Source organism: Neisseria sp. P0008.S010 (genome assembly GCF_051962715.1).
GTDB lineage: Bacteria > Pseudomonadota > Gammaproteobacteria > Burkholderiales > Neisseriaceae > Neisseria > Neisseria elongata.
Genome location: NZ_JBQCVA010000001.1, coordinates 129,516 through 153,502, shown reverse-complemented (window position 1 = coordinate 153,502; position 23,987 = coordinate 129,516). Strand labels below are relative to the sequence as shown.

General features: G+C 56.6%; 26 protein-coding genes. 14 read left to right on the top strand and 12 right to left on the bottom strand.

Going from position 1 to position 23,987, the window contains the following annotated elements:
- Positions 1-127 precede the first annotated feature (127 nt).
- The 3 genes from ACTHSL_RS00815 to ACTHSL_RS00805 form a co-directional block, all read right to left on the bottom strand.
- Positions 128-538 (bottom strand): helix-turn-helix domain-containing protein, encoded by a 411-nt coding sequence (locus ACTHSL_RS00815; protein ID WP_440379971.1) that lies wholly within the window; start codon positions 536-538, stop codon positions 128-130.
- Between the two features lie 72 nt (positions 539-610).
- Entirely contained in the window at positions 611-838 is a 228-nt protein-coding gene (locus tag ACTHSL_RS00810; RefSeq protein WP_338194432.1) for a hypothetical protein, read from the bottom strand.
- A gap of 334 nt (positions 839-1,172) precedes the next feature.
- Positions 1,173-4,541: a DNA translocase FtsK gene (locus ACTHSL_RS00805; RefSeq protein WP_440379970.1), complete on the bottom strand. Its 3,369-nt coding sequence runs from the start codon at positions 4,539-4,541 to the stop codon at positions 1,173-1,175.
- Between the two features lie 25 nt (positions 4,542-4,566).
- Here ACTHSL_RS00805 and ACTHSL_RS00800 point away from each other — a divergent pair, with 25 nt between their 5' ends.
- From ACTHSL_RS00800 to ACTHSL_RS00775, 6 genes are all read left to right on the top strand, one after another.
- Entirely contained in the window at positions 4,567-5,364 is a 798-nt protein-coding gene (locus tag ACTHSL_RS00800; protein ID WP_440379969.1) for an energy-coupling factor ABC transporter permease, read from the top strand.
- On the top strand, positions 5,361-5,762 hold the full coding sequence (gene crcB / locus ACTHSL_RS00795; protein WP_049252670.1) for a fluoride efflux transporter CrcB: 402 nt from the start codon (positions 5,361-5,363) through the stop codon (positions 5,760-5,762). The genes ACTHSL_RS00800 and crcB overlap by 4 nt, the downstream gene beginning before the upstream one ends.
- A gap of 117 nt (positions 5,763-5,879) precedes the next feature.
- Positions 5,880-6,086, top strand: a complete 207-nt coding sequence (locus ACTHSL_RS00790) for a (2Fe-2S)-binding protein (protein ID WP_003772222.1) — start codon at positions 5,880-5,882, stop codon at positions 6,084-6,086.
- Between the two features lie 134 nt (positions 6,087-6,220).
- Positions 6,221-7,198: a DNA polymerase III subunit delta' gene (holB, locus tag ACTHSL_RS00785; RefSeq protein ID WP_440379968.1), complete on the top strand. Its 978-nt coding sequence runs from the start codon at positions 6,221-6,223 to the stop codon at positions 7,196-7,198.
- Positions 7,199-7,209: 11 nt separating this feature from the next.
- Positions 7,210-7,596, top strand: a complete 387-nt coding sequence (locus ACTHSL_RS00780) for a PilZ domain-containing protein (RefSeq protein ID WP_107970489.1) — start codon at positions 7,210-7,212, stop codon at positions 7,594-7,596.
- 67 nt (positions 7,597-7,663) lie between these two features.
- A complete protein-coding gene (locus ACTHSL_RS00775; protein WP_440379967.1) occupies positions 7,664-8,437 on the top strand; it encodes a TatD family hydrolase in 774 nt (257 codons plus the stop codon).
- A 184-nt stretch (positions 8,438-8,621) separates the two neighbouring features.
- Here the strand turns inward: ACTHSL_RS00775 and ACTHSL_RS00770 are convergent, their stop codons facing one another.
- The gene (locus tag ACTHSL_RS00770) at positions 8,622-9,101 is read right to left on the bottom strand and encodes a hypothetical protein (protein WP_440379966.1); all 480 of its coding nucleotides are present in this window, start codon (positions 9,099-9,101) and stop codon (positions 8,622-8,624) included.
- A 98-nt stretch (positions 9,102-9,199) separates the two neighbouring features.
- Positions 9,200-10,918 carry an arginine--tRNA ligase gene (argS, locus tag ACTHSL_RS00765; RefSeq protein WP_107884416.1) on the bottom strand — a complete coding sequence of 573 codons (1,719 nt, stop codon included), beginning with the start codon at positions 10,916-10,918 and terminating at the stop codon, positions 9,200-9,202.
- A gap of 195 nt (positions 10,919-11,113) precedes the next feature.
- Between argS and hemF the strand changes: the two genes are divergently transcribed.
- On the top strand, positions 11,114-12,025 hold the full coding sequence (gene hemF / locus ACTHSL_RS00760; protein WP_107883855.1) for an oxygen-dependent coproporphyrinogen oxidase: 912 nt from the start codon (positions 11,114-11,116) through the stop codon (positions 12,023-12,025).
- Positions 12,026-12,235: 210 nt separating this feature from the next.
- Here hemF and ACTHSL_RS00755 read toward each other — a convergent pair whose 3' ends face one another.
- Positions 12,236-13,789, bottom strand: a complete 1,554-nt coding sequence (locus ACTHSL_RS00755) for a YdgA family protein (protein WP_440379965.1) — start codon at positions 13,787-13,789, stop codon at positions 12,236-12,238.
- Between the two features lie 150 nt (positions 13,790-13,939).
- Here ACTHSL_RS00755 and ACTHSL_RS00750 point away from each other — a divergent pair, with 150 nt between their 5' ends.
- The 3 genes from ACTHSL_RS00750 to ACTHSL_RS00740 are packed head-to-tail and all read left to right on the top strand — an operon-like array spanning position 13,940 to position 15,524.
- Positions 13,940-14,131 carry a DUF3460 family protein gene (locus tag ACTHSL_RS00750; RefSeq protein WP_440379964.1) on the top strand — a complete coding sequence of 64 codons (192 nt, stop codon included), beginning with the start codon at positions 13,940-13,942 and terminating at the stop codon, positions 14,129-14,131.
- 9 nt (positions 14,132-14,140) lie between these two features.
- Positions 14,141-14,809, top strand: coding sequence for a class I SAM-dependent methyltransferase (locus tag ACTHSL_RS00745; protein WP_440379963.1), 669 nt, complete (start codon positions 14,141-14,143; stop codon positions 14,807-14,809).
- Between the two features lie 43 nt (positions 14,810-14,852).
- Complete coding sequence (locus ACTHSL_RS00740) at positions 14,853-15,524, top strand: tetratricopeptide repeat protein (RefSeq protein WP_440379962.1); 672 nt, start codon at positions 14,853-14,855, stop codon at positions 15,522-15,524.
- A gap of 84 nt (positions 15,525-15,608) precedes the next feature.
- Here ACTHSL_RS00740 and ACTHSL_RS00735 read toward each other — a convergent pair whose 3' ends face one another.
- Positions 15,609-15,755, bottom strand: coding sequence for a hypothetical protein (locus ACTHSL_RS00735; RefSeq protein ID WP_168160521.1), 147 nt, complete (start codon positions 15,753-15,755; stop codon positions 15,609-15,611).
- Positions 15,756-15,952: 197 nt separating this feature from the next.
- On the opposite strand from ACTHSL_RS00735, the gene glnD reads away from it, so the two are divergent.
- Together glnD and ACTHSL_RS00725 are read left to right on the top strand one after the other, a co-directional pair.
- Positions 15,953-18,514 (top strand): [protein-PII] uridylyltransferase, encoded by a 2,562-nt coding sequence (gene glnD, locus ACTHSL_RS00730; protein WP_440379961.1) that lies wholly within the window; start codon positions 15,953-15,955, stop codon positions 18,512-18,514.
- A gap of 80 nt (positions 18,515-18,594) precedes the next feature.
- Positions 18,595-19,548 (top strand): hypothetical protein, encoded by a 954-nt coding sequence (locus tag ACTHSL_RS00725; RefSeq protein WP_440379960.1) that lies wholly within the window; start codon positions 18,595-18,597, stop codon positions 19,546-19,548.
- Between the two features lie 108 nt (positions 19,549-19,656).
- On the opposite strand, the gene ACTHSL_RS00720 is transcribed toward ACTHSL_RS00725, so the two are convergent.
- On the bottom strand, positions 19,657-19,908 hold the full coding sequence (locus tag ACTHSL_RS00720; RefSeq protein WP_440379959.1) for a hypothetical protein: 252 nt from the start codon (positions 19,906-19,908) through the stop codon (positions 19,657-19,659).
- Between ACTHSL_RS00720 and ACTHSL_RS00715 the strand changes: the two genes are divergently transcribed.
- Together ACTHSL_RS00715 and ACTHSL_RS00710 are read left to right on the top strand one after the other, a co-directional pair.
- Positions 19,895-20,320 carry a hypothetical protein gene (locus ACTHSL_RS00715; RefSeq protein ID WP_440379958.1) on the top strand — a complete coding sequence of 142 codons (426 nt, stop codon included), beginning with the start codon at positions 19,895-19,897 and terminating at the stop codon, positions 20,318-20,320. The genes ACTHSL_RS00720 and ACTHSL_RS00715 overlap by 14 nt on opposite strands.
- A 154-nt stretch (positions 20,321-20,474) precedes the next feature.
- Positions 20,475-22,190, top strand: a complete 1,716-nt coding sequence (locus ACTHSL_RS00710) for a potassium/proton antiporter (protein ID WP_440379957.1) — start codon at positions 20,475-20,477, stop codon at positions 22,188-22,190.
- A 384-nt stretch (positions 22,191-22,574) separates the two neighbouring features.
- Here ACTHSL_RS00710 and rplI read toward each other — a convergent pair whose 3' ends face one another.
- The 4 genes from rplI to rpsF are packed head-to-tail and all read right to left on the bottom strand — an operon-like array spanning position 22,575 to position 23,942.
- Positions 22,575-23,027, bottom strand: a complete 453-nt coding sequence (rplI, locus tag ACTHSL_RS00705; RefSeq protein WP_003772198.1) for a 50S ribosomal protein L9 — start codon at positions 23,025-23,027, stop codon at positions 22,575-22,577.
- A gap of 16 nt (positions 23,028-23,043) precedes the next feature.
- Positions 23,044-23,274, bottom strand: a complete 231-nt coding sequence (rpsR, locus tag ACTHSL_RS00700) for a 30S ribosomal protein S18 (RefSeq protein WP_002641495.1) — start codon at positions 23,272-23,274, stop codon at positions 23,044-23,046.
- Positions 23,275-23,279: 5 nt separating this feature from the next.
- On the bottom strand, positions 23,280-23,576 hold the full coding sequence (priB, locus tag ACTHSL_RS00695) for a primosomal replication protein N (RefSeq protein WP_049253301.1): 297 nt from the start codon (positions 23,574-23,576) through the stop codon (positions 23,280-23,282).
- A complete protein-coding gene (rpsF, locus tag ACTHSL_RS00690) occupies positions 23,577-23,942 on the bottom strand; it encodes a 30S ribosomal protein S6 (protein ID WP_003772196.1) in 366 nt (121 codons plus the stop codon).
- Positions 23,943-23,987: the final 45 nt, after the last annotated feature.

Here is a 23,987-nt window from a genome sequence, read left to right as displayed (position 1 = left end):
TGATAAAAAAGCCGATTCCTGCAACGGCGGGCGGAAAAGATTATTGGATGCACACGTGCGTAAGACGTGAAAAATTCGGTAGGCATCAATACCTTTTCCCCGTAAAAAATACGGTGTTATTGCTCCATCACGCTTTTTGAAATATAGATAATATTTGCCTTAATGCCTGAATTTCATCATTCTTTTGTTGCAGCATTTCCTCTTTGGCAATCCGAAGCTCTTTTTCATGCTGCAACTGTAATTTTAATTTTTCCACTTCCCAAATCAATTCTTCTTGGTGGCCGAGATAATAGCTGGAATGGTTACCACTATTCTCCCCATTAAACAAAATCAATCCTTTGCCATCGGAAGCAATTAATTCAGCCACATCAATTTTAAAAATGGCAGCTAATTTCTCCAGTTTTTCTAAATCCAATTTACTTTTACCCCTTTCCAATCGCGAATAGCTACTTTCTGAAATCTGCATGCGTTCGGCCACCTCTTCTTGCGACCAATTATTCAATTCGCGTAGTGCGCGTACTTTATCATTTACAGACATACCAACCCTCCATGCAAATAATGCGATTTTATCTCAAAAACAGCTTTTCAGATGCGGTTTACGCCATGGTTGCTAACCAGCCTGCAGTATAAAATCAAACTGCCAAAAGGCAATTTCAATCTTATCTTTCAAAAGGAAATCAACTATGGCAAGCAATACGAATCCCAATTGGCCAAGTAAAACTGGAAATGCGTCCGGCGGCGGTCGCGGCAACAATCCGCCTAAAGGCGGCAACAACGGAACAAATAACGGGAAAGGTAAATAAATGAAAGGGAGAAACCTGTCGGTTTTGTTACTCATAGGCGGGTTATCCGCCTGTATAATAACGTTACCCACCACTTCCAGCAAAATAGTGGAAACGAATGCCGAAAAGGGAGATTTATATTCTATTACTTCGCAGCATTGCCGCCTTCAATGTAACGATTTTTTAATGGATCAGGCGCAAAAAATCTGCGAAGGTGGCTACACCATACAAGACAGGCAGGTTCTTGCCGGAGGCACTACGATGCTTATCCGCTGTACAAAAAAATAAATCCAACTTTATCCGTCTGCATTTTGTGAAAATAAACAGGCCGTCTGAAATATGTCATCCACTTTCAGACGGCCTCTTACTGCTTCTCGGCCTTCCCCCGCCTTATCCGTCCAAATGGCTGCTATCGCGTGCCAGCACGGTGCGTTTGCCGCCCGCATCGGCGGCAGAAATGATGCCGTCGGCCTCCATTTGTTCGATGAGGTTGGCGGCGCGGTTGTAGCCGATTTTCAGGTAACGCTGCACCGAGGAAATGGTGGCTTTGTTGGTTTTAATCACGCAAGAAACGGCCTCGTCGTACAGCGGATCGCTGCCGCCTTCGTTGTTGCGGCCTTCGTTGGCATTGCTGAAGATGTCGTCGCTGCCGACGCCGCCGGTGAGCAGGTCTTCGACGTAATCGGGTTCGCCGAACTGTTTGAGGTATTCCACCACGCCGTGTACTTCTTCGTCGGAAGCGAACGCGCCGTGTACGCGCTGCGGATAGCCGGTGCCCGGCGGCAGGAACAGCATGTCGCCCTGACCAAGCAGGTTTTCCGCACCCATTTGGTCGAGGATGGTGCGGCTGTCGATTTTGCTCGACACTTGGAAGGCGATGCGGGTCGGAATATTGGCTTTAATCAGGCCGGTAATCACGTCCACGCTCGGCCGCTGGGTGGCCAAAATCAAGTGGATGCCCGCAGCGCGCGCTTTCTGTGTGATGCGGGCGATCAATTCTTCGATTTTCTTGCCCGCCGTCATCATGAGGTCGGCAAATTCGTCCACCACCACAACGATAAACGGCAGTTTTTTCAACGATTCGGGATTGTCGGGCGTGAGGCTGAAGGGATTGCCGATTTTGCGGCCGTATGCGGCCTCTTCGCGTATTTTCTGGTTGTAGCCTGCGAGGTTGCGTACGCCCAAATGGCTCATCAGGCGGTAGCGTTTTTCCATTTCGTTCACACACCAGGTCAGCGCGTTGGCGGCCAGGCGCATGTCGGTTACCACCGGCGCGAGCAGGTGCGGGATGCCTTCGTAAATACTCAGCTCCAGCATTTTCGGGTCGATCATAATCATGCGCACGTCGTCGGGCGTGGCCTTAAACAGCATAGACAGAATCATGGCGTTCACGCCCACGGATTTGCCCGAACCGGTCGTACCGGCCACCAGAAGGTGCGGCGCGCGGGCAAGGTCGGTAACGACGGGCTGGCCGGTGATGTCCTGTCCCAGCGCGAGCGTGAGCTTGGAGGGTGATTCGGCGAACGCGGGCGAATCGAAAATTTCGCTCAGGCGTATCATCTGGCGTTTGGGATTGGGCAGTTCCAAGCCCATGCAGGTTTTGCCGGGGATGGTTTCCACCACGCGGATGGAGGCGACGCCGAGCGAGCGGGCGAGGTCTTTTTCCAAATTCAACACGGCATTGCCGCGCACGCCGACATCGGGTTCGATTTCGTAGCGGGTGATGACCGGCCCGGCATACGCTTCCAACACTTTGACTTTAACCTTGAACTCGGCCAGCTTTTCTTCGATGGTGATGCTGTTTTCTAGCAATGCTTCCTCACTCTGCGTCGCATCGGGATTGTAGCTGGCGGGTTTCAGCAGGTTGAGGCCTGGCAGTGGGTAGAGGCCGTCTGAAAACGGCGCGGGGTCGGAAAAACCGGCCTCATTGCCATATAGCGGGCCGTCGCTTTCAGACGGTTCGTCATATTCAGATAGCCTGTCGGCATAGCTGCCGTATTCCGGTTGTTCTTGCTCGGACGGCGCGAATACGTCGTCCAGCCATTCTTGAGCGTCCGCCGCATCGGAATAAATACCGCCGACCGTTTCTTCTTCGGCAAACGGATATTTAGACAGCCCACCTTCATCCCACGGCTGGATCATTTCGGCTGAAAACGCCACTGATGCAGGCGGCGGGACATCCACGCTCAAAGGCGGTGTCGGCGGCACGGCCGGAGGTTCGACCACCGTGGCATCGGGCGGCGGCACTTCAGCCGGCCTGCTGTACGGATAAGGGGCGAAACGGTTGGCCAGGGCACTGTCTGCCCGAAGCGGCTTGACGGCTGGTTTCGGCTTGACCACTTCTCCGCCGTAATTGGAAATCCGTGCGGAAGCAGGCAGGATGCTGGCATTGTCCACCGTGCTGATGCGGCGCAGTCGGCGGGACGGGCGTTCCGTGCGGGCCAGGTTGGAGATGACTTCGTCGGCAGGAATGATGCGCGGGGCAATGTCGCTGCGGCGCGCGCTCTGCCGCTGCCGTGCCATGCGCCGCATCATCAAATTGGCGCGGATGTCGCTTTCCTCTATGGTTTCGGGCGCGTTGAAGCCTTTTTCAGACGGCCTTACTGCTTCTTGTACGGCAGGTTTCGCGGCCGGGGCGTTGAAATTTTGGTTTTCCCGTTCGAGGCGGCGTTGCGCCGCGCGTTCTTCCACGCACAAAACGGAAGGGTCGCTGTAACTGATGACGGGCAGACCGGCAGCCGGTGTATGCGGCGGCCTGCCGCCGAACCGTTGCTCTTCATAACGGCCGGGGCGGGGTTTGATTTCACGGGCACGGCTACCTGCCGCAAGGTTGCGGGTGGCATCGGCCAAAGTGATGATTTCCGCGTCGGGCGGAGGGACATGTTCTTGCACTTCGGGGCTGAATTTTTCTATTAGGGCGGCAGCGGGCTCGCGGCGGAAACGCCCGACTTCGGCTTCGGTAATCACTTCCGCATCGGCAGCCGGTTTGGACGGCGGCCCTTCCATTTCGGCCGCTTCATCCGCCGGGTCGCCGCGGTGGGTGTATTCGAACTCCTCCGCCATGATTTCCTGCACGCTCTTGCGTTTGAAATGGCCGATTTCGTCGGCGGTAATCACTTCCGCATCGAGCGGCGGTGCGGTTTTGCGCACCTCGGCATCCGGCTCGGATTCAGATTCGGCGTTTTCGATATTCGTTTCGGCATCCGCCGCATCATCCGCCGCTGCGGAATACACGGGAACGGCCTCGGTAGGCGTTTCCGGCTGCAACGCAACTTCCTGTTCCGCTTCGGATTCTGCCTCGGGCGTTTGAACCGTTTCCGCGGTTTCCGCTTGAGAGGCCGTCTGAACATTTTCTTCGGCAGGCGGATTTTTTGCCTCTTCCGCCTCTTCCGCCTTCTGCGGCTGCGAGGCGGCAAAAATCGGCAGGTCGTGGAAATGTTCGGTCTGCGGCGAACCTGCCGCATCGGCGGCATTCAGTTTGCGGTAGCGTTTGGGCGCGACTTCGCGCAGCTTTTCCACCGTGCGCTCGTAAACGGCACGGCTTTCGTCGGCATCGCGCCTGTTGTGCCGGCTGTTGTTCAGGTTCGGCTTGGCGCCGTAAACGGCTTTGGCCTCTCCGCCGCTTTCCAGTGGCGGGGCATTTTCGTGACGGTTGAAATAGCGCAGTTCGCGCTGCCATTGGCGGTCGAGATAAAACCGCCAGCCGACCAAGGCGGCTACGGCAATCAATAACAAAATGCTGACGATAATCCAAAACATAAATTCCGGACGGCTTTCCGTAAGAATGCGTAAAGCCGCCATTTTAGCGTGTTTCGACGGCAAACAGAAACTTTCCGCCGTTTGCCATATAATGTGCGGCTTTCGTCTGAAACATTGCCGGATTATGGATTTCTTCACCGCATGGTTTGAAACGCCGTGGCTCTACGCCGCCTATATCGCTTTGCCCGCCTGCCTGCTGTTGTGCGCCAAACCCGCACTGAAGGCATGGCGGCGGAATCCTCAGGCGTTCGGTGTTTTGCTGTGTTTTTTCGCCGTCTTTTGGACATTGGGTGCAGGCTTGGACAGCGGGCAGCTCGGCGGTTTGCGCTACCACCTGCTCGGCGTGGCACTGGGCAGCCTGATGATAGGTTCGGCAGCGGCATTCTGGCTGGCCGCCCTGTTTATGCTGCCGCATATGCTGCTGACGGTCGGTGCGCAGAATCTGGCGGCCGCCCCGCTCAATGTCCTCGCCGTCACCCTGCCCGCATTGGCGGTGGCGGAATTGCTGCGTTATACCGTACGCCGTTTTCTTCCGCCCAATCTGTTCCTGTATATCTTTATCAACGGTTTCTTTTGCGCCGCCGCAGGCATGATGGCCACCGGCGCGGCAATTACCGCCCTGCTCTCGCAAAGCACCGTCTTTGCCGCCGTGGATTTATGGCAGCAGGCTTTTCCCGTTTTCTTCCTCATCAGCTGGGGAGAAGCCTTCCTGACCGGCATGTTTACCGCCATTTTCGTCGCCCTCAAACCCCAATTCCTGCTGACTTTCGACGACGATTTCTACTTGAACCGTCAAAACACCATTTGGCCGTCTGAATCATGAAACTTCCCTTTTTCGCTTCATTGTCGGCAGTAGTTTGCGGTGCGGCATTCGGTGCCGCCGCACGCTGGCTGCTCGCCCTTTGGCTAGACACGCCCGACCAGCCGTTTTCCCGCGCCACACTGTCGGCCAACTGGATAGGCGCGCTGCTTATCGGTTTGGCGGCCGGTTTGGCCGACAGCCTGCCGGACCTGCCGCCGTATTGGAAATTGTGGCTGATCACCGGCCTGCTCGGCAGCCTGACCACTTTTTCCGGTTTTTCACTCGAAATCGTTGCTATGCTGCAACAACAACGCTATTCCGCCGCCGTACTGACCATCCTGCTGCACCTCGGCGGCTCGCTGCTTTTCACCGCAGGCGGGCTGTTCCTCGTCCGCCTGCTCCACCACCCGGCCGTTTGAAAACAACCCCTTGCCTGCACTCTGTATTTTGCGCTTGCATTACGAAGCATTTGCATTTATATTTGCGAACACTATTAAATCCTATTTAACAAACCTATCGGGGAAGGAATTACGATCATGTTTGTATGCATCTGCAACGCGATTACCGATCACCAAATCAAAGAAACCGTATCGGCCGGCGCTTCCACCTTGAGCGACCTGCAGGCACAGCTCGGCGTTGCCACATGCTGCGGCTGCTGCAAAGATTTGGCCTCCTCCTTCCTGACTGCCGGCAACAATCAGCAAAACAGCTCCGTAACCGCCGGCATCAACATCGGCAACTAACATCACGACACCCCCAGGCCGTCTGAAAACCAAAAAATGTTTTCAGACGGCCTTCTCATGCTTTTCAGACGGCCACTGTTGCAAAAACGGGCGCGGTTATATAATGCGCCCGTCCGAACAGCACCCTCCCGCACATGATCTATCCCTGGCATCAATCCGACTGGCAACAGCTTGCCGCCCACTGGCGGCAACTGCCCCACGCCCTGCTCTTTTCCGGCAGGGAAAATACCGGCAAAACCGCCTTCACCCGCCACTTGGCCGCCACACTTCTGTGCGAACAAGCAACGGCAGACCGCCAACCCTGCGGGCAATGCCCATCCTGCCACCTGTTCGCCCAAAACAGCCACCCCGACTTCTACGAACTCACCCCCGAAATACCCGAAGGCGAAACCGTCGGCCGCAAACTGCTGCAAATCAAAATCGATGCCGTACGCGGCCTGATCGAACACATCCAACTGACCTCCGTGCGCGGCGGCAAACGCGTCGTCCTCATCCATCCGGCCGAAAGCATGAACACCCAGGCAGCCAACGGCCTGCTTAAAATACTGGAAGAACCACCCGCCGATATCGCCTTCCTGCTGGTTTCCCACGACCGCGACCGCCTGCTGCCCACCATCAAAAGCCGCTGCCACCAAATGGTGCTTTCCGCCCCCGACCGGCAAACCGCACTGGAATACGTCCGCCAACAACACCCGGCCCACGCCGAAGAACTGCTGGCCTTCCACAGCGGCGCGCCTCTCTTTGACGAAGACCCCGGCCAAACCGCCCTGCGCGGGGAACTGCTGCAACTTTTAGCCGCCCCCCGCCTGCTGGCCGTACTCGACTACGCCGCCGCCTTCGACAAACAAAAACAGCCGCTGGCCGTTTTTCTCGACTGGCTGCAAAAATGGCTGCTCGACATCGGATTGGCACAACAAAACATGCCGCCGCTCTACTATCCCGCCAGCCGCGAACAATCGGCCGCAGTCGCCGAACGCACCACACCGGCCGCCCTATTCCGGCTAAACGGCCGTCTGAACGAACTCATCCCTTACGGCCGCCATACATTAAGTGTTAAAATGCAGCTCGAATACCTGCTCACCGAATACCTGCACTTCTGGCAGAACAAATAGGAAACCGACATATGTCTTCAGCCATTGATTACGATTTCAACAAACCCGCTGACATCCCGATTCCGGCAAAAATGATGAACCTCCACATCCCAGACCGGCAATCTCTTTACAACAGCTACATGCCCTTTCTCGAACATGGCGGCCTCTTCATTGCAACCGAGGATAAATTCTCTCTCGGCGATGAAGTCCTGTTAGCACTTTCCTTGGGCAACAGCCAAGAAAAAAAATTCCTGCGCACCAACGTCGCCTGGATTAACTTCGCAATATCCACCGCCGTGCGACCCAAAGGCATAGGCGTGGCTTTCGGCAAAGACGAAATTTGCATTAACATCAAAAACATGATTGAAAAACAACTGGGCACCGCACTCAGAAGCGAGCGCGCCACATTCACACTTTAACCGACCGGCATGAGGCCGTCTGAAAACTGTTTTTCAGACGGCCTCACCCCTTACAAAAACCACACACATGCAACTGATAGACTCACACTGCCACCTCAACTTCGACGGCCTGGCCGACCGCCTGCCCGAAGTATTCGCCAACATGGCCGCCAACCAAGTTTCGCACGCCCTCGCCGTCAGCGTCAGCAGGCAAAGCTTCGACCAGGTTTTGGCCATCGCCGAACAACACGCGCACATCTACGCCAGCGTCGGCATCCACCCCGACGACCCTGAAGCGGAAGAATTCGGCACGGACGAACTCACGGCACACGCCCGCCACCCCAAAGTCATCGCCATCGGCGAAACCGGCCTCGACTACCACTGGTGCAAAGGCGATTTGGCCTGGCAGCACCGCCGCTTCGCCAACCACATCCTCGCCGCCAACGAAAGCGGCCTGCCGCTCATCGTCCACACCCGCGACGCGGCCGACGACACCATGCGGATGCTGCGCGAACACCGCGCGCACGGCGGCGTCATCCACTGTTTCACCGAAGACATGCGCGTGGCCAAACTGGCCTTGGATTTGGGCTTCTACATCTCCTTCTCCGGTATCGTTACCTTCAAAAACGCCAAAAGCATTCAGGAAGCCGCACAATACGTCCCGCTCGACAGAATGCTGGTGGAAACCGACGCCCCCTTCCTCGCCCCCGTTCCCAAACGCGGCAAACCGAACGAACCGGCCTACGTCCGCCATACCGCAGAATTTGTCGCCCGACTGCGCGGCGACAGCTTGGAAAACATCGCCGCCGCCACCACCGACAATTTTTTCAAACTATTCGACAAAATCCCCCGCCCGCAATAACCGCGACAAACGAACAGGCAACTCTGAGGCCGTCTGAAACTTTCAGACGGCCTTTCTTGATTCAAGCGAAGCGGTAAGGGAAAAACGACGGCCGGCAATCCGTTTCAAGCCAAAATACCGCACCCATGCCATCCGACTACCCTGCCAATCCCCCCGCCGCCATCGTCCCGCATTGCCACCAAACCTACTTCGGCCGACCGCCCGCACCGGTTTTGGCATCCCAATAATCGGCCTGCCGTTTATTCTCGGGCGTTTGTTCCGCAGATAGTCTGTAATATCGCCACAGCCGTTCGGCGGCGGCCGTGTCGCCGTTTTCCGCTTTCTCCCGCAGCAGGTCAATTTGCTGCGGCCGGAGATGGTAGATACTGCCGGTGGACACGGGGGCATCGGGATCGTAGCGTTCTTCGTCCAATACTTGTTGCAGGCGGGGCGGGAGGACGACGCCCCGCCGTTTCAGTTCATATGCCCACGCGGCGGCATCGTGATAACGGTAGGCGGCCAGGTGTCCTTCGGCATAGGCCGACAATTCTTCATTGGTCGGCACGGCATCGGAAGCCGTTGGCGGATGTTCTTGGGAAGCGGGTCGGTTATCGGGCATGGCGGGATTTTCCCGGCAGGAGGTAAGGAGCAATAAGGCGGTAAAGATGGCAGGCAGGCGTTTCATGGTTTTTCGCTCCGATAAAAGGTTTGAAAAGACGACGGGCGGAAAGGAAGCCGATAAACAGAGGCCGTCTGAAAAACAGTTTTCAGACGGCCTTTTCTTTACATCACATCCAACACGTCAATGCCCAGCAAATCCAAGCCTTGTTTCAGCGTGTCGCCGGTGAGCTTCGCCAGTTGCAGGCGGCTGTTTCGGGTTGCACCTTCGGCTTTGAGTATCGGGCAGGCTTCATAGAAGCGGCTGAACAGGGTGGCGGTTTGGTAGAGGTAGGCGGCGAGGTAGTGCGGATACGCCGTGTCCGCCACGCTTTGCAGCACGTCTTCGAATTTCAGCAGCTCGGCGGCAAGCTGTTTTTCCAGCGGTTCGGTCAAAACGGTGGGCGCAGTTGCGTCCCATTCGCCGGCTTTGCGGAACACGCTTTGCACGCGGGTGTAGGCGTATTGCAGGTAGGGGGCGGTGTTGCCTTCAAACGAGAGCATGGCGTCCCAGTCGAACACATAATCGCTGGTGCGGTTTTTGCTCAAATCGGCGTATTTGACCGCGCCGATGCCGACGGTTTTGCCGATTTTCGCCGCCTCATCCGCGCCCAATTCGGGATTTTTCTCTTTCACCAAAGCCGTGGCGCGTTCGACGGCTTCGGTCAGCAGGTCAACCAATTTTACGGTATCGCCGCTGCGCGTTTTGAACGGTTTGCCGTCTTTGCCCATCATGGTGCCGAAGCCGATAAACTCTGCTTTTGCATCTTCCGGCAGATAGCCTGCTTTGCGGGAAGTGGTGAAAAGTTGTTCGAAGTGCAGGGCTTGGCGGTGGTCGACGACGTACAGCAGGCGGTCAGCTTTCAGACGACCTATGCGGTAGCGCAGGCACGCCAAATCGGTGGAGGCGTAGAGGAAGCCGCCGCCTTGTTTTTGCACAATAAATGCGGCAGGTTCGCCTTCTTTGTTTTTGAACTCGTCCAAGAACACGACTTTCGCGCCGTCGTCTTCGACCGCCAGACCTTTTTGAACCAAATCATCGACCACGGGCTGTAAATCGTCGTTGTACTTCGATTCGCCCGCCACATCTTCAGGGCGCAGCTTCAAGCCCAGCGTGTCATAAACGGCTTGGGCGTGCGAGAGCGAAATATCGACAAACTGTTTCCACAACGCCAACACGGTTTCATCGCCGCCTTGCAGCTTCACAACGTATTCGCGCGCGGTGTCAGCAAATGCGGCATCTTCGTCAAAGCGTACTTTGGCGGCGCGGTAAAACTGCTCCAAATCCGCCAACTCAAACGCGGCATTGTCTTTTTGCTGCTCGACCAAATAAGCGACCAACATGCCGAACTGCGTACCCCAGTCGCCGACGTGGTTTTGGCGAATGACGGTGTTGCCCATAAATTCCAATACGCGCGAAATACTGTCGCCGATGATGCTGGAACGCAGATGGCCGACGTGCATTTCCTTCGCCAAATTGGGCGAGGAATAGTCAATGACGACGGTTTGCGGCTGTTCGGTTTTGCGGATGCCCAAATGGCCGCTGTGCAGCGCGTGGGAAAGGTTTTGCGCCAAAAAGTCGGCGCGCAGGCGCAGGTTGATGAAACCCGGGCCGGCGACTTCCGCGCTTTCAATCACATGATTGCCCGACAATTTGTCGGCCACCTGTTGCGCCAGTTCGCGCGGATTGCGGTTGTGCCGTTTGGCGGCGGCCATCACGCCGTTGATTTGATAGTCGCCGTGTTCGGCGTTTTTGGTCGGCTGCAAAACAATCGGACTGGAAGCCAGCCCGCAGGCGGCAAAGGCGGCTTCTACTTCGACGGCAACGGCTTGGGAGAGTTTCATAATGTTCGGCTTTCTTGTTTTGAGGCCGTCTGAAAAACGGTTTTCAGACGGCATCTTTATCGTGTAGGTATATAAAGAAGGGAAACCCGCATTCTACCGCAGAGGCCTCATACGATAAACCGTTTCCCGCCGCTTTAGGCCGTCTGAAAAAGCGTTATACTGTCGGCCATCGATATGACATCATCAGGAGAGGAAATGGATACTTTGGACGTTTTGGCGGTATTGCGGCAGTTGCAGGACAACATTTGCGCCGCATTGGAAGCGGAGGAAGGCGGCGCGGCATTCGTTGCCGACCATTGGCAGAGCCATTTGGGAAGCGGCGAAAGCCGCGTGTTGAAACAGGGCGCGGTGTTCGAACAGGCGGGCGTGAATTTTTCGCATGTGAAAGGTGCGGCCATGCCCGCCGCCGCCACGGCGCACCGCCCCGAGCTGGCCGGAGCGGCATTTGAAGCGATGGGCGTGTCGCTGGTCATCCATCCGCGCAACCCTTATGTGCCGACCAGCCACGCCAATGTGCGCTGTTTCATTGCCTATCCCAAAGATGCCGAACCGGTGTGGTGGTTCGGCGGCGGCTTCGACCTGACGCCGTTTTACCCTTTCGACGAAGACATCGTGCACTGGCATCAAACGGCAAAAACCCTGTGCGACCGTTTTTCAGACGGCCTCTACGATGAATACAAAGACTGGTGCGACCGCTATTTCTATCTCAAACACCGCGAAGAAACGCGCGGGGTCGGCGGCTTGTTTTTCGATGATTTGAACCGCTGGGATTTCGCCACCTGCCTGAACTTTATCCGCGAAACGGGCGAAGCCTACATCGAAGCCTACCGCCCCATCGTCGCCCGCCGCAAAAACACGCCCTACGGCGAACGCGAACGGCAGTTCCAGCTTTACCGCCGCGGCCGTTATGTCGAATTCAACCTGGTATTCGACCGCGGCACGCACTTCGGCCTGCAAAGCGGCGGCCGCACGGAAAGCATCCTGATGTCAATGCCGCCGCTGGTGCGTTTCGAATACGGCTACCGTCCCGAAGAAGGCAGCGACGAGGCGAGGCTGCAGGATTATCTGAAACCGCGCGACTGGCTGGGCAAATCAGAGAAAGCCTGAACCGTTTAACAGAAAAAGCAATGCGCTTGATATGCCGTCATCTCGGAGAACGGCATCCTTCCGGCAAAGGTTCCGCATCGGCGCAGCAAAGCGAAATCATCCGTTGCCCGGTTTCATGGCCGTCCCACGTTTTTTTTCAGACGGCCTCTACGGCGGACAAAGAAAAGGCAGGCCTTTTGACAGGTCTGCCTTTTCTTTGCGCCAAACCGGCTATGGTGCCGCACCCTCGTCGTCAAACTCAGGCTCAGCTTCGGATTCGAACACCTTGCCGTTCAGCTTCAACTGCCCTTGGGCAATTTCCACCCGCGTGGCGACATTGTCGTCTTTCAAGGTCAGATAACCGTTGTCGGCCATCATATTGACCGTACTCTTCACCATCAGGCGCAGGGTTTCGTTGATGTCTTCCATACTCGCCGTACCGGCCGCCTCGTCTTCGGGATTGACGGTAAACAGGCTGCGCGCCTGGCTGACGGCCATGTCTTCAAGCAAAGGCTCGGGCAGGTCGAATTTGAAATCGGCCCGGGTTTTTTTCAACATCAGGGAAACATCGTCCAAATCGGCTTTGCTCAGGCCGTTGAAAGAAAGTTGGCCGTCGGCATGGATTTTCCCCTTCGGCAGGGTGAAATCGAATGCGCGGACTTTGATAATCGGATTTCCGGTAAATAAACCTGAAGCCTCATTGCGCACGGTATGGAGCAAGGCCTTTTGAATTTCGTCCTCGCTCATGTTTTTCGAAGCGACTTCCGCCATTGTCCGCTTGATCGCCAACAGGGATTTTGCTTCCAGATGTTCGGCCGCGACATCGATGTCCAGCGGGCCGTAGTTTTCATCGCCGTAGGCCAGGCGGTCGAAACGGAAGCGGCCTTCGGTATTCGCCCAGCCGTCCTCTTCGTTCATGCGCGTGTCGAATTGCAGCTTGCTGACGGTGATTTTAGACGGCGGCACGGTGCCGGTGGGATTGATGAACGCCCCGATTTGCAAATCGGTTACCAAATTCACCAATTCGTTCAATTTGATGTTGTAATCGATGCCTTCCTGCCATTGGAGCGACAGTTTGTCCAATTTGAAACTGCTGCTGCCGACGGCCAGCTTGCTCGGGCTGTCGTAGGTATCGCTGCCGATTTGCAGGTTTTCCATCCGGATGTCGCCCTTGTCGGCAAGTTTGATGTGCAGCAGCGGGGCTTGGTAATTGCTTTTAAAGCCGGCCCATCCGGAGGTGTAGGAAGTTTCCCCGCTCAAGCCTTTCCAATTCAGGGCGATGCCCGACAATTCCTCATAATCAAACGCGGGCACGGACAGGTTCAGACGGCCTCCGCCGCCCAAACCGATGGTATTGGTCAGCGTTACCGGTGCTTGTTCGCCGAAAAAGCGTTTCAACACTTTTCCCGCTTCGGGGCTGTAGCGGAATTCGCTTTCAACCCGTGCGGCGGCAGGCTGCAAGCCGTCGGCAAACGGGCCGTGTTTGACATGGTTGATGACGGTAACCGGCTCGGACAGCACGGTTTTCAGATTATCGGGCAGATAATTGCCCGCATTGTTCAGCAATGACGGCTTCAGCCTGACTTCCAAAGTTTCCGTCGATTCGAACCAGCCGCGCTCGTAACGGCGCGATTCGACGGTGAGGAAACCGTTTTCCTGCAGCAGGCGGTATTGGTCTGCCAACACCTGCTCGGCCTGCCCGCCGAAATAATAAGGCGCACCTCCGAAAAACAAGGCGCCCGACGCCACCACGCCCGCAGATGCGGCAATCAGCTTTTTCTTCATCGTATTTCGCAACGCTTGGAATTCAAAGCGGCAAGCATAGCATCATTTACCCGCTTTGTCTTTTCAGACGGCCTTTTCCCGCATGAAAAAAGGCGTTTCCCGCCACATGTTATCCGTTATAATGACTGCCTTCACGAAAGGAGCGACAACATGTACGACTACCAATCCAACGCCACCAAATTCCTCAACGAATACATCGAAAAACATCCCGAAGAAGCTGAACGCCGTCTGAAAAACCGCGAGCTGCTTTGGGATGTCGAACTCAAAGCCGAAGAACAGGCCGCCTTTGCCGCCGCCAGCGTGGCCAAAAAGCCCTACACCTACTACTCCTACGACGACTAAACCGCCCAGATGAGCACCCGCGCCACCGTCTTCACACCCGAACTTTTAGACTACCTGTGCCGCATCGGCGAAGCCGAACCGCCCGTCTTGCAGCGTCTGCGGGAGCGTACCGCCGGACACCGCATGGGCAAAATGGCCGTCGCGCCCGAACAGGCCGCCGTACTCTCTTGGCTCGTCCGCCTGACAGGGGCGGAAAAATATCTCGAAATCGGCGTATTTACCGGCTACAGCAGCACCGCCGTGGCCCTTGCGCTGCCTGACCACGGCCGCATCACCGCCTGCGACATCAACGCCAGCTTTACCGAACACGCGCAACAGGCGTGGCGCGAAGCGGGCGTGGCGCACAAAATCAGCCTCCACCTCCAGCCCGCCCTGTTCACCCTCGACGAATTGCTGGAAAACGGCGAAGCGGGGAGCTACGACATCGCCTTTATCGATGCCGACAAACCGCCCACCCCGCAATACTACGAACGCTGTCTGCAACTGGTGCGCAAAGGCGGCATCATCGCCATAGACAACCTCCTGCTCGGCGGCCGCATCCTGTCCGAAAACGATGCCGACGCCCCGCCGTCATTGGCTGTTTTGCAGGCATTCAACGCCTCCCTGACCGGCGACCCGCGCGTGAACGCCATCACCCTTCCCGTCGGCGACGGGCTGACACTCCTCATCAAACAATAAGGCCGTCTGAAAAACGCCGCCGCATTTTTTCCGCTGCATGACCATGAAACACCTCGCCTCCGCCACTTCCGTCCTGCTACTGGCCGCCTGCACCGCCGTTCCCCCGGCCGCCCCCAAGCTGCCGCCGGAACAGCCGCAGCCGCCTTCCGCCGCAGAAAACGTCCCCTACCCCGTCCCCGACCTGCAAAGCCAGATCGACAACATGGGCATGGAAATCGCCAAGCTCCAGAATCAAATCGACACCCTGCAAACCCGTATCCGGCAGCTCGAACGCAACCGTCCGGCGCGTACTGCCGTAACCGTCCACGACAATACCCGGCACAGCAGTGAAAAACCGTCCGCAGCCCCTGCCGACAGCCCGCTTGAATCCGCGCGCAAACAATACCGCAGCGGCAACTTCGCCGCCGCCACCAAGCTGCTGCAGGCCAGCGAAAGCGGCGGCAGCGGCAACGAACACGACCGCCAAAGCATGTACCTGCTCATGCAGAGCCACCAACGCCTCGGCAACTGCGAATCCGTCATCAACATCGGCAACCGCTACATCTCGCGTTTCCGCAACAGTTCCGAAGCCGCCGACGCCATGTTCTCCATCGGCCAATGCCAGTGGAACATGCAGCAGCGCGACGTTGCCAGAGACACTTGGCGCAAGCTGATGCTCATTTACCCCGACAGTGCGGCGGCAAAAAAAGCCGCGAAACACGCGGACAAATATTGATGTCCTCCTGAAAACGGCAGGCCGTCTGAAAAAATAAAACGGCGCGGATTTCCGCGCCGTTTCCCGTATCGACCATTGCAAAAATCAGCCGCCGCACACGCCGCAGCAGCCGCTTTCGGTGGTTTCGCCTTTGTTGTCGTCGATCACCGGCAGCTCGATTTCTTCTTTCGGCTGCTGGTTTTGTTCGTTGTCATAAGTATCTACTTTGATTTTGTTTTCTTCCTGGCTCATGATTCTGCCTTTCTTTAAGGGGTTATAAAAGGGCGTATTGTAAAGCAAAGCGGTCTTTTTACCCACTATCGGCATCCCGTTTCGGATAGCCTGCCTCAAACGCGCCGCCCGCATTGTTTTCAGACGACCTCATCCGCCTTGTGCTTTGCCGCCGCACACGGCACAATTCCCGCTTTCCCTTTTCCGCCGTACCCGCCATGCCAGCCGATATTCCCGCCCTCGCCCGCCGCCTGCAACAGCAGAAACAGCAGGCCGCCGAACGCTATCTCGCCAACCGCCGCCCCAACCTCTTTTTCCGGCAATACTGCCGGACAATCGACCGTGCGCTGGCCGAATTATGGCCGTCGTTTTTCGATGACGGCCGCTTCTGCCTTCTGGCCGTCGGCGGCTACGGGCGCGGCGAAGTGTATCCCCATTCCGATACCGATTTGACACTGGTATCCGCCGCCCCGCTCGACGCCGGGGAAGAAGGACGGATGGCCGGGCTGGTGCAAACGCTGTGGGACCTCGGTCTTGCGCCGTCCCTGAAAGCAGGCACGGCGGCGGAACTGTGCGAAAGCGCGCGCCAAGACCTGACGGCCGACACAGCCTTTCTCGAAGCCCGTTTTTTATGCGGCAACGCCGCTTTGGCCGGACAATTCATCCAAACTTTAAACGCCCAACGCCACCCCGCCGCCTTTATCGAAGGCAAACTGCTCGAAATGCAGCAGCGGCACGACAAACAGCAAGGCTCCGGCGCGCTGCTCGAACCGAATGTCAAAACCTGTCCCGGCGGCCTGCGCGACATCCACACCATGCTTTGGCTGGCCAAGGCGCAAGGCATCGATGCCGGTTTTGACGCACTCATCCGCCAACGCATCCTCACCCGCGCCGAAGCCGGGATCCTCGCCAACAGCCACCGCGAACTGGCCGCCATCCGCATCGACCTGCACCTGGCCGCCGGCCGCGAAGAAGACCGTCTGATATTCGACCTGCAAACCCGTTTGGCGGAAAACATCCTGCCCGACGGCGAAGGAGGCCGTCTGAAAAGCGAAAAACTGATGCACCGCTTCTACCGCGCGGCCAAAGCGGTCAAACAGCTCAACGGCATCATCCTGCCGATGCTGAGCGGGCGCGTGTACACGCCGCTGCCGCGCGTGGAACGGGCCATCGACCGCCACTATTACCAAATCGGCAACCAAATCGCCGTCCGCGACAAAAACCTGTTCAAGCAACAGCCCGAACACATTTTCATCATCATCGAACTGCTGCAGCGGCACAGCGACCTGACCGCCATCGCGCCGAAAACCCTGCGCGCCTGGTGGGCGGCGGCGCGGAAAATCAACCGTGCCTTCTACGAAAACGAAGCCAACCGCCGCCGCTTTATCGGTTTTTTCCGACACGGGCGCGGCCTGACCCGCACCATGCGCTTCCTCAACCTCTACGGCGTACTCGGCCGCTATCTGCCCGAATGGAACAAAATCGTCGGCCTGCTGCAACACGACCTGTTCCACATCTACCCCGTGGACGACCACATCCTCACCGTCCTGCGGAACATGCGCCGCCTGGCAATGGAACAGCACGTGCACGAACTGCCCTTCGCCTCCGCCGTCATGAACGCCTTCGACAAAAAATACCTGCTCTACCTTGCCGCCCTCTTCCACGACATCGCCAAAGGGCGCGGCGGCGACCATGCCGTACAAGGCGTGGCCGACGCACGACGCTTCGCCGCCGACCACTTCCTGCCTGAAGAAGACGGCAAAATGCTCTGCTGGCTGGTGGAAAACCACCTGCTGATGTCGATGACCGCGCAGAAAGAAGACATCCAAGACCCCGACGTCGTCGCCCGCTTCTGCCGCCGCGTCGGCAACGCGGAACGCCTGTCCGCCCTCTACCTCCTCACCGTCGCCGACATACGCGGCACCAACCCGAAAATCTGGAATTCATGGAAAGCCGGCCTGCTGGAAAACCTCTTTCAGACGGCCTCCCGCCGTTTCAACGGCAACCCCGACAGCCGCGCCGCCGTTACCGGCCGCCGACAGGCCGCCGCCATTGCCGCCCTTACCGCCGCCGGCATCGGCGAAAAAGAACAGCACAAACTGTGGCAGGCACTCGGCGCGGCCTATTTCGTCCACCATCAGGAAAGCGAAATCCTCTGGCACACCACCCATCTGGTTCACCATCCCGAACAGGCCTGCGCCCGCATCCGCCCGCATCCGGCCAACGGCAACATGCTGCAAGTCATGGTTTACCTGCCCAACGCCGACCGCCTGTTTACCAACCTCTGCCGCATTTTCAGCCGCCACAACCTCGACATCGCCGCCTCCCGCGCCTTCATCACTGCCCACGACTACGTCCTCGACACCTTCGCCGTCCGGCCGCCCGAAGGCAGCACCGACGACGACCGGCAGCGGATAGAAAACGCCCTGTCGGCGGAACTGCAAGACTTCCTGCACGGCAAAATCCGCAACGGCTCGTTTTCAGACGGCATCCGCAGCCGCCGCGCCCGCCACCAGCCGATTGTGCCGGTTGTCGAAATCCGTGCCGAAGAAGAACAGCCCGGCTGGTTTACCCTGAGCCTGATTGCGGTCAACCGTCCCTACCTGCTCGCCAATACCGCCGAAGTGTTCAACCGCCACGGCATCAGCCTGCGCTATGCCCAAATCAGCACCACGGACGACCGCGTGGAAGACAGCTTCTTACTTTACAGCCCCGGCCTGGCCGACCCCAACCGCCAAGTCGCCCTGAAAAAAGACCTGTCCGCCGTATTGACCGTCTGAAAATACCGTACGGCACCGATACAAATACAAAACAATGCGGCAAACTGACGTTTCCAACCCACCCTTACCCGATACAAAACATGTTCCGAAAAAACCACCGCCAACACAAAAAACTGCATAACCAAGCCTACCTGGCCTTCGATGCGGGCGACCTGCAAACCGCCGCCGACAAATTCGCCGAACTGGCCAAAGCGCATCCCGACAATGCCCAATACCGCTACATGCTCGGACTTGCCGCCAAATACCGCATGGACTGGGCATTGTCGCTGCAAGCCAACCTCGCCGCCATCGCCTGCGCACCCGAGTTTGACGAAGCCGCCCATTGGAATGCCGCCATCGCCGCCACCGCCCTGCACGACTGGCAGACGGCGCGGCAACTGTGGGCGGCCTGCGGCATCCCCCTGCCCGAAGGCGAAGGCGAAATCGAAACCGATTTCGGCACCGCCGTATTACGGCTGAATCCTTGGGCAGGCGGCGAGTGCGTCTATGCCCGCCGAATCGACCCCTGCCGCTCCCGCATCATCAACGTCCCCCTGCCCGAAAGCGGCTACCGCATGGGCGACATCGTACTGCACGACGGCGCATCCACCGGCAGGCGCGCCGACGGCCAAGGCGGCGAAGTCTTGGTATTCAACGCATTGGAACGTTGGCGGCAGTCGCCCCGCCAAACCTACGCCGCTTTCGTACAATGCCCGTCTGAAGCCGATTCGCACGCACTGTCCGAACAATCGCTGCACACCGACACCTACGCCGAAGATTGGACAAGCAGCATCAGCTTCATCTGCCTGCGCTGCAGCTATGGCACGCCGCACAATCACGAACACCACGCATCTGCCGAACCGGGCGCATGGCAGGCCGAACGCAGCTTCGGCATCGCCGCCCGAAGTTTGGCCGACGCACAAGCACTGCTGAACGACTGGGCGGCACAGGCAGACGGCCGGGCGGTTTGGGAAATCGTCCCGCAGGATTACCCCCTGCCTCGGCATCCCGAAAGCGGCATCTGGTGGAAAAACTACGATGAAGACGACGAATAGGCACGCGAAACGCCACGGCATACCGCCGTCCGCTTAAACCCGAGACCCCAAAGTTTTCAGACGGCCTCCATAGACCGAGGCCGTCTGAAAAGACATTTAGCCGCCGAATCAAACCATGCGGGCAAACAGTCCGCACGTCTGCCGGACAAACGCATAAACGGCAGGCCTAAAAATTTGCCAAAGGGAACTTCCGCCCTGTCCGCATAAAGGCCGACCTGCCGCAGTATCCAGCCGCATCGCGCTGTCCGCTTGCCCAAACTGCTCCAATCCCGCCGAACCCGCTTTCAGACGGCCTTGGGGCATATTGAGGCCGTCTGAAAAATCATCCCGTCCCCCAAAAGATAAAATGATGGGCAACATTTCCAATTTTGCACGTCAAGATACCGTGAGCGTGGTTGAATTTGCCGACTACCTGCGCGAGTGCCTGCCGCCCGTACAATGGCCCGAAGCGGAAGCAGAACGAGATACATGGCGGCAGCGGCTGCCTTACAGTCTGGTGGTAAAGCTGTTCTACCCGCAGCTCGATTTTGCCGAACGCTGGTGCCGGCACACTTTCGGCGAGTGTTTCGGCGAATGCCTCCAGCGGCAATCTGAATATCCCTCTTGCTTCGAACCGCTGCCGCATTGCCACAACGGACGTTGGCGCGCCCGCCAGCCGGCGAAGACCGGTTACGATTTCGGCTATTGCGAATGGCTGTTTGCCGAGGAAGAGGCCTGCCGCCGCTTTGCAGCCTTCATACCGGAAATCGGATTCGGCGAAAATTACGGCTGAAGAGGCCGTCTGAAACATCGCTTTCACCCGATACGCAATCACCGCACAGCCGCGGTTTTCAGACGGCCAAACAGCTGGAAACACGCCAATCTATGGTAAAATCCGTCGTTTTTCCCGTATCTTCCGTCATCCATTTTTAAGAAAGCCTGCCGTTTTGGACTCGCTCAATACTTTCTTCCTCATCATCGCCCTGCTGTTATTCATCAGCGTCATCGCATCGCGTATTTCTTCTCGTTTCGGCATGCCCCTGCTGCTGGTTTTCCTTATCGTCGGCATGTTGGCGGGCGATGAAGGGTTGGGCGGCATCAAATTCGACAACTTCGCCTTTGCCAACATGGTCGGCCAACTCGCTTTGGCCATCATTCTGCTCGACGGCGGCCTGCGTACCAAATTCAACAGTTTCCGCATCGCCCTCAAACCCGCCGCCATTTTAGCCAGCTGGGGCGTAATTGCCACCGTCGCCCTGCTCGGCGTCTTTACCACCTTTTTTCTCGGCATCGACTGGAAATTGGGCGTATTGATGGCCGCCATTGTCGGCTCTACCGATGCGGCAGCGGTTTTCTCGCTGTTGCGCAGCAGCGGCGTGCGCCTCAATTCGCGTATTTCCGCTACTTTGGAGTTGGAAAGCGGCTGCAACGATCCGATGGCCATCCTGCTGGTCAGTGCCTTTATCGGCCTCATCATGAACCCTGCCGAAACCGATTCCGCCTCCATGCTGACACTGCTGGCCACCCAGCTCGGACTGGGGCTGTTTTCCGGTTATGCGGCAGGTAAATTACTGGCGAAAATATTGGAACGCATCAGCCTGGCCGAAGGGCTGTATGCCATTTTAATCGCCTCGGGCGGCCTGTTGGTGTTCGCCGTTACCAACCTGCTCGGCGGCAGCGGCTTTCTGGCGGTTTACTTGGCAGGCGTGTTCATCGGCAACTCGCGCAACAGCTCCACCGAACACGTTTTGAATGTGATGGACGGCCTGGCCTGGCTGGCCCAGGCATCGATGTTCCTCGTCCTCGGCCTGCTGGTCAGCCCCGTCAGACTGATTGAAACCGGCCCCAAAGCCGTCGTCATCGCCGCCTTCCTCATCTTCGCCGCCCGCCCGCTGGCCGTCTGGACTTCGCTCAAATTTTTCAGCTATCGTGCGCGCGAAGTTGCCTACATCAGCTGGGTCGGACTGCGCGGTGCCGTACCGATTACCCTTGCCATCACGCCCGTGATGATGGATGTGCCCGGCTCCCTGATGCTGTTCGATGTCGCCTTCGCCGTCGTCATCCTCTCACTGCTGATTCAGGGTGCGACCATCCCGTTTTTCGCCCGCCTGTTGAAAGTCGATTTACCGCCCAAGCCGGAACCGCTGTCGCAACGAGAAATCTGGTTGGCCGACAAACTGGCCGTATCCCTGCAATCGTTCAAAGTCGAGGCAAATTCCGACGCGGAAGACAGCCACCCGTCCGCCATGACGCGCGACAGGTTTTCAGACGGCCGCATCTTCGCCCTGCTCCGCAACGGCGAAAACATAGCCGTTCTGCCCAGCACGCAGATGAAGGCAGGCGACATCGTATGGTTCATCCTCGACGAACAGCTGGGCGATGACTTTGCCCAGCAATTTGCCGGTAACAACCATGGCGAACAAACCTTCTTCGGCGCATTCAACCTGAACCCCGAAGCCATTGTCGGCGACCTCGCCGAAGCCTACGGCCTGCCCGTGGACGAACACGAACGCAACCTCCGCCTGGACGAACTGTTCAGACGGCGTTTCGGCGATATGCCCGTCGCAGGCGACCGCATCGATTTGAACGGCTTTAAAATTACAGTGAAAGAATTAGACAATAAAGCTCAAATCCGCCAGCTGGGCTTGAAAATTCCGGATTGAGGCATTGCCATACTGTGAGTTAGCCAAAACCGGCAAGGTATCAATCAAACAGATGAAAAATATAAATTTGGAAAAAACATGAATTTGGGAAAATCATTTATTTAAACCATCATGTTCCCCAATCAGGCAGAAATTCAACGTGAATATTTAAACGGTCTATTTATCCACAACTATCAGCCATCAAAAGCCAAATTCCTCACGCAAAAGGACTGCCCAATCTTACGAAAATGACGGTTTGTGATGTTTATGATTTCCCAACTTAACATCCGGAATCAAGCTGGTTTACTGTAGTAAAAATCCAAACTCAATCCTGCAATTTGAAATTCTAAGACTGAAAATAAAAAAACCGCATCATAATTTGATGCGGTTTTTTCAATAAAAGTATTACTCGGCAGCGGCAACTACTGCTACGGTAACTTTTGCTACTGCATCGCTGTGCAATGCAATTTCCACTTCGTATTCACCGATGGCTTTAAACGGGCCTTCCGGTAAGCGAACATTGGCTTTCTCTGCTTTGATGCCGGTTGCTACAATGGCTGAAGCAATGTCGGCATTGGTAACGGAACCGAACAGACGGCCATCCACGCCGGCTTTTTGGGCCACAGTGATGACTTGTCCGTCCAATTTCTCTTTGCGGGCCAAAGCATCGGCAAGAATTTCAGCCTGACGGGCTTCCAATTCGGCACGGCGTGCTTCGAATTCGGCTTTATTGGCCTCTGTTGCACGTTTGGCTTTACCTTGCGGGATGAGGAAGTTGCGGGCATAGCCGTTTTTCACGGTTACGATATCGCCCAAGTTGCCTAAACCACCGATTTTTTCTAACAGAATAATTTGCATGATCTACGCTCCAAAATTATTTGTGTTGGTCGGTATAAGGCAGCAATGCCAAGAAACGGGCGCGTTTTACGGCAACAGCCAGCTGGCGTTGGTAGTGCGCTTTGGTTCCGGTGATGCGGGCGGGAATGATTTTGCCGTTTTCAGTAATGAAATCTTTCAGCAAATCAACTTGTTTGTAATCCACTTCTTGGATTTTTTCAGCCGTAAAACGGCAGAATTTTCTACGTTTGAATGTTTGACGAGCCATGTCGTTTAACCTTTATATTCTTGAATGTTCTGTATCCGCAGTATCGGCTTTGGATAACGCAGGCTGGCTGCGGCTAAAAAACCGCTGACCTGTACGGCCCAATCCTGCCGACCCTGCCAAACCAAAGCCTCCTTACCGACTATCCTGGCCGCCATTTCAAGCTTTGCCAGACATTTTTCACCGTTCTCATTTTGCCAAGACTCGTGTTTCAGCACTAAATCCAACACAGGCACGCCTGCGGGCGTATAACGGATGATGCCGCATTTTTCGATACGGGCGGTAAGGGTCAGGGAGTTGTCCAATTATGCTTCGGCAGTTTCTTGCTGTTGTTTCAACAGGTTTTTGGACTTCTCTTCTTTCATCATCGGAGAAGCGTCGGTAACTGCATGTTTGGTCTGAATAGTCAGATGACGCAGTACGGCATCGTTGAAACGGAAACCAGTCTCCAATTCTTCGATAACGGCCGGAGTGGCTTCAATGTTCATCAGAACATAATGTGCTTTATGAATTTTGTTGATGGGGTATGCCAACTGGCGGCGGCCCCAGTCTTCCAAACGGTGGATTTTACCGTTGTTTTCGGTTACCAGTGCTTTGTAGCGTTCAACCATAGCGGGTACTTGCTCGCTTTGATCAGGGTGAACGATAAACACGATCTCGTAATGACGCATGTTATCTCCTTACGGTTTAAAGACAGTCTGCCGCCATGCGATTGC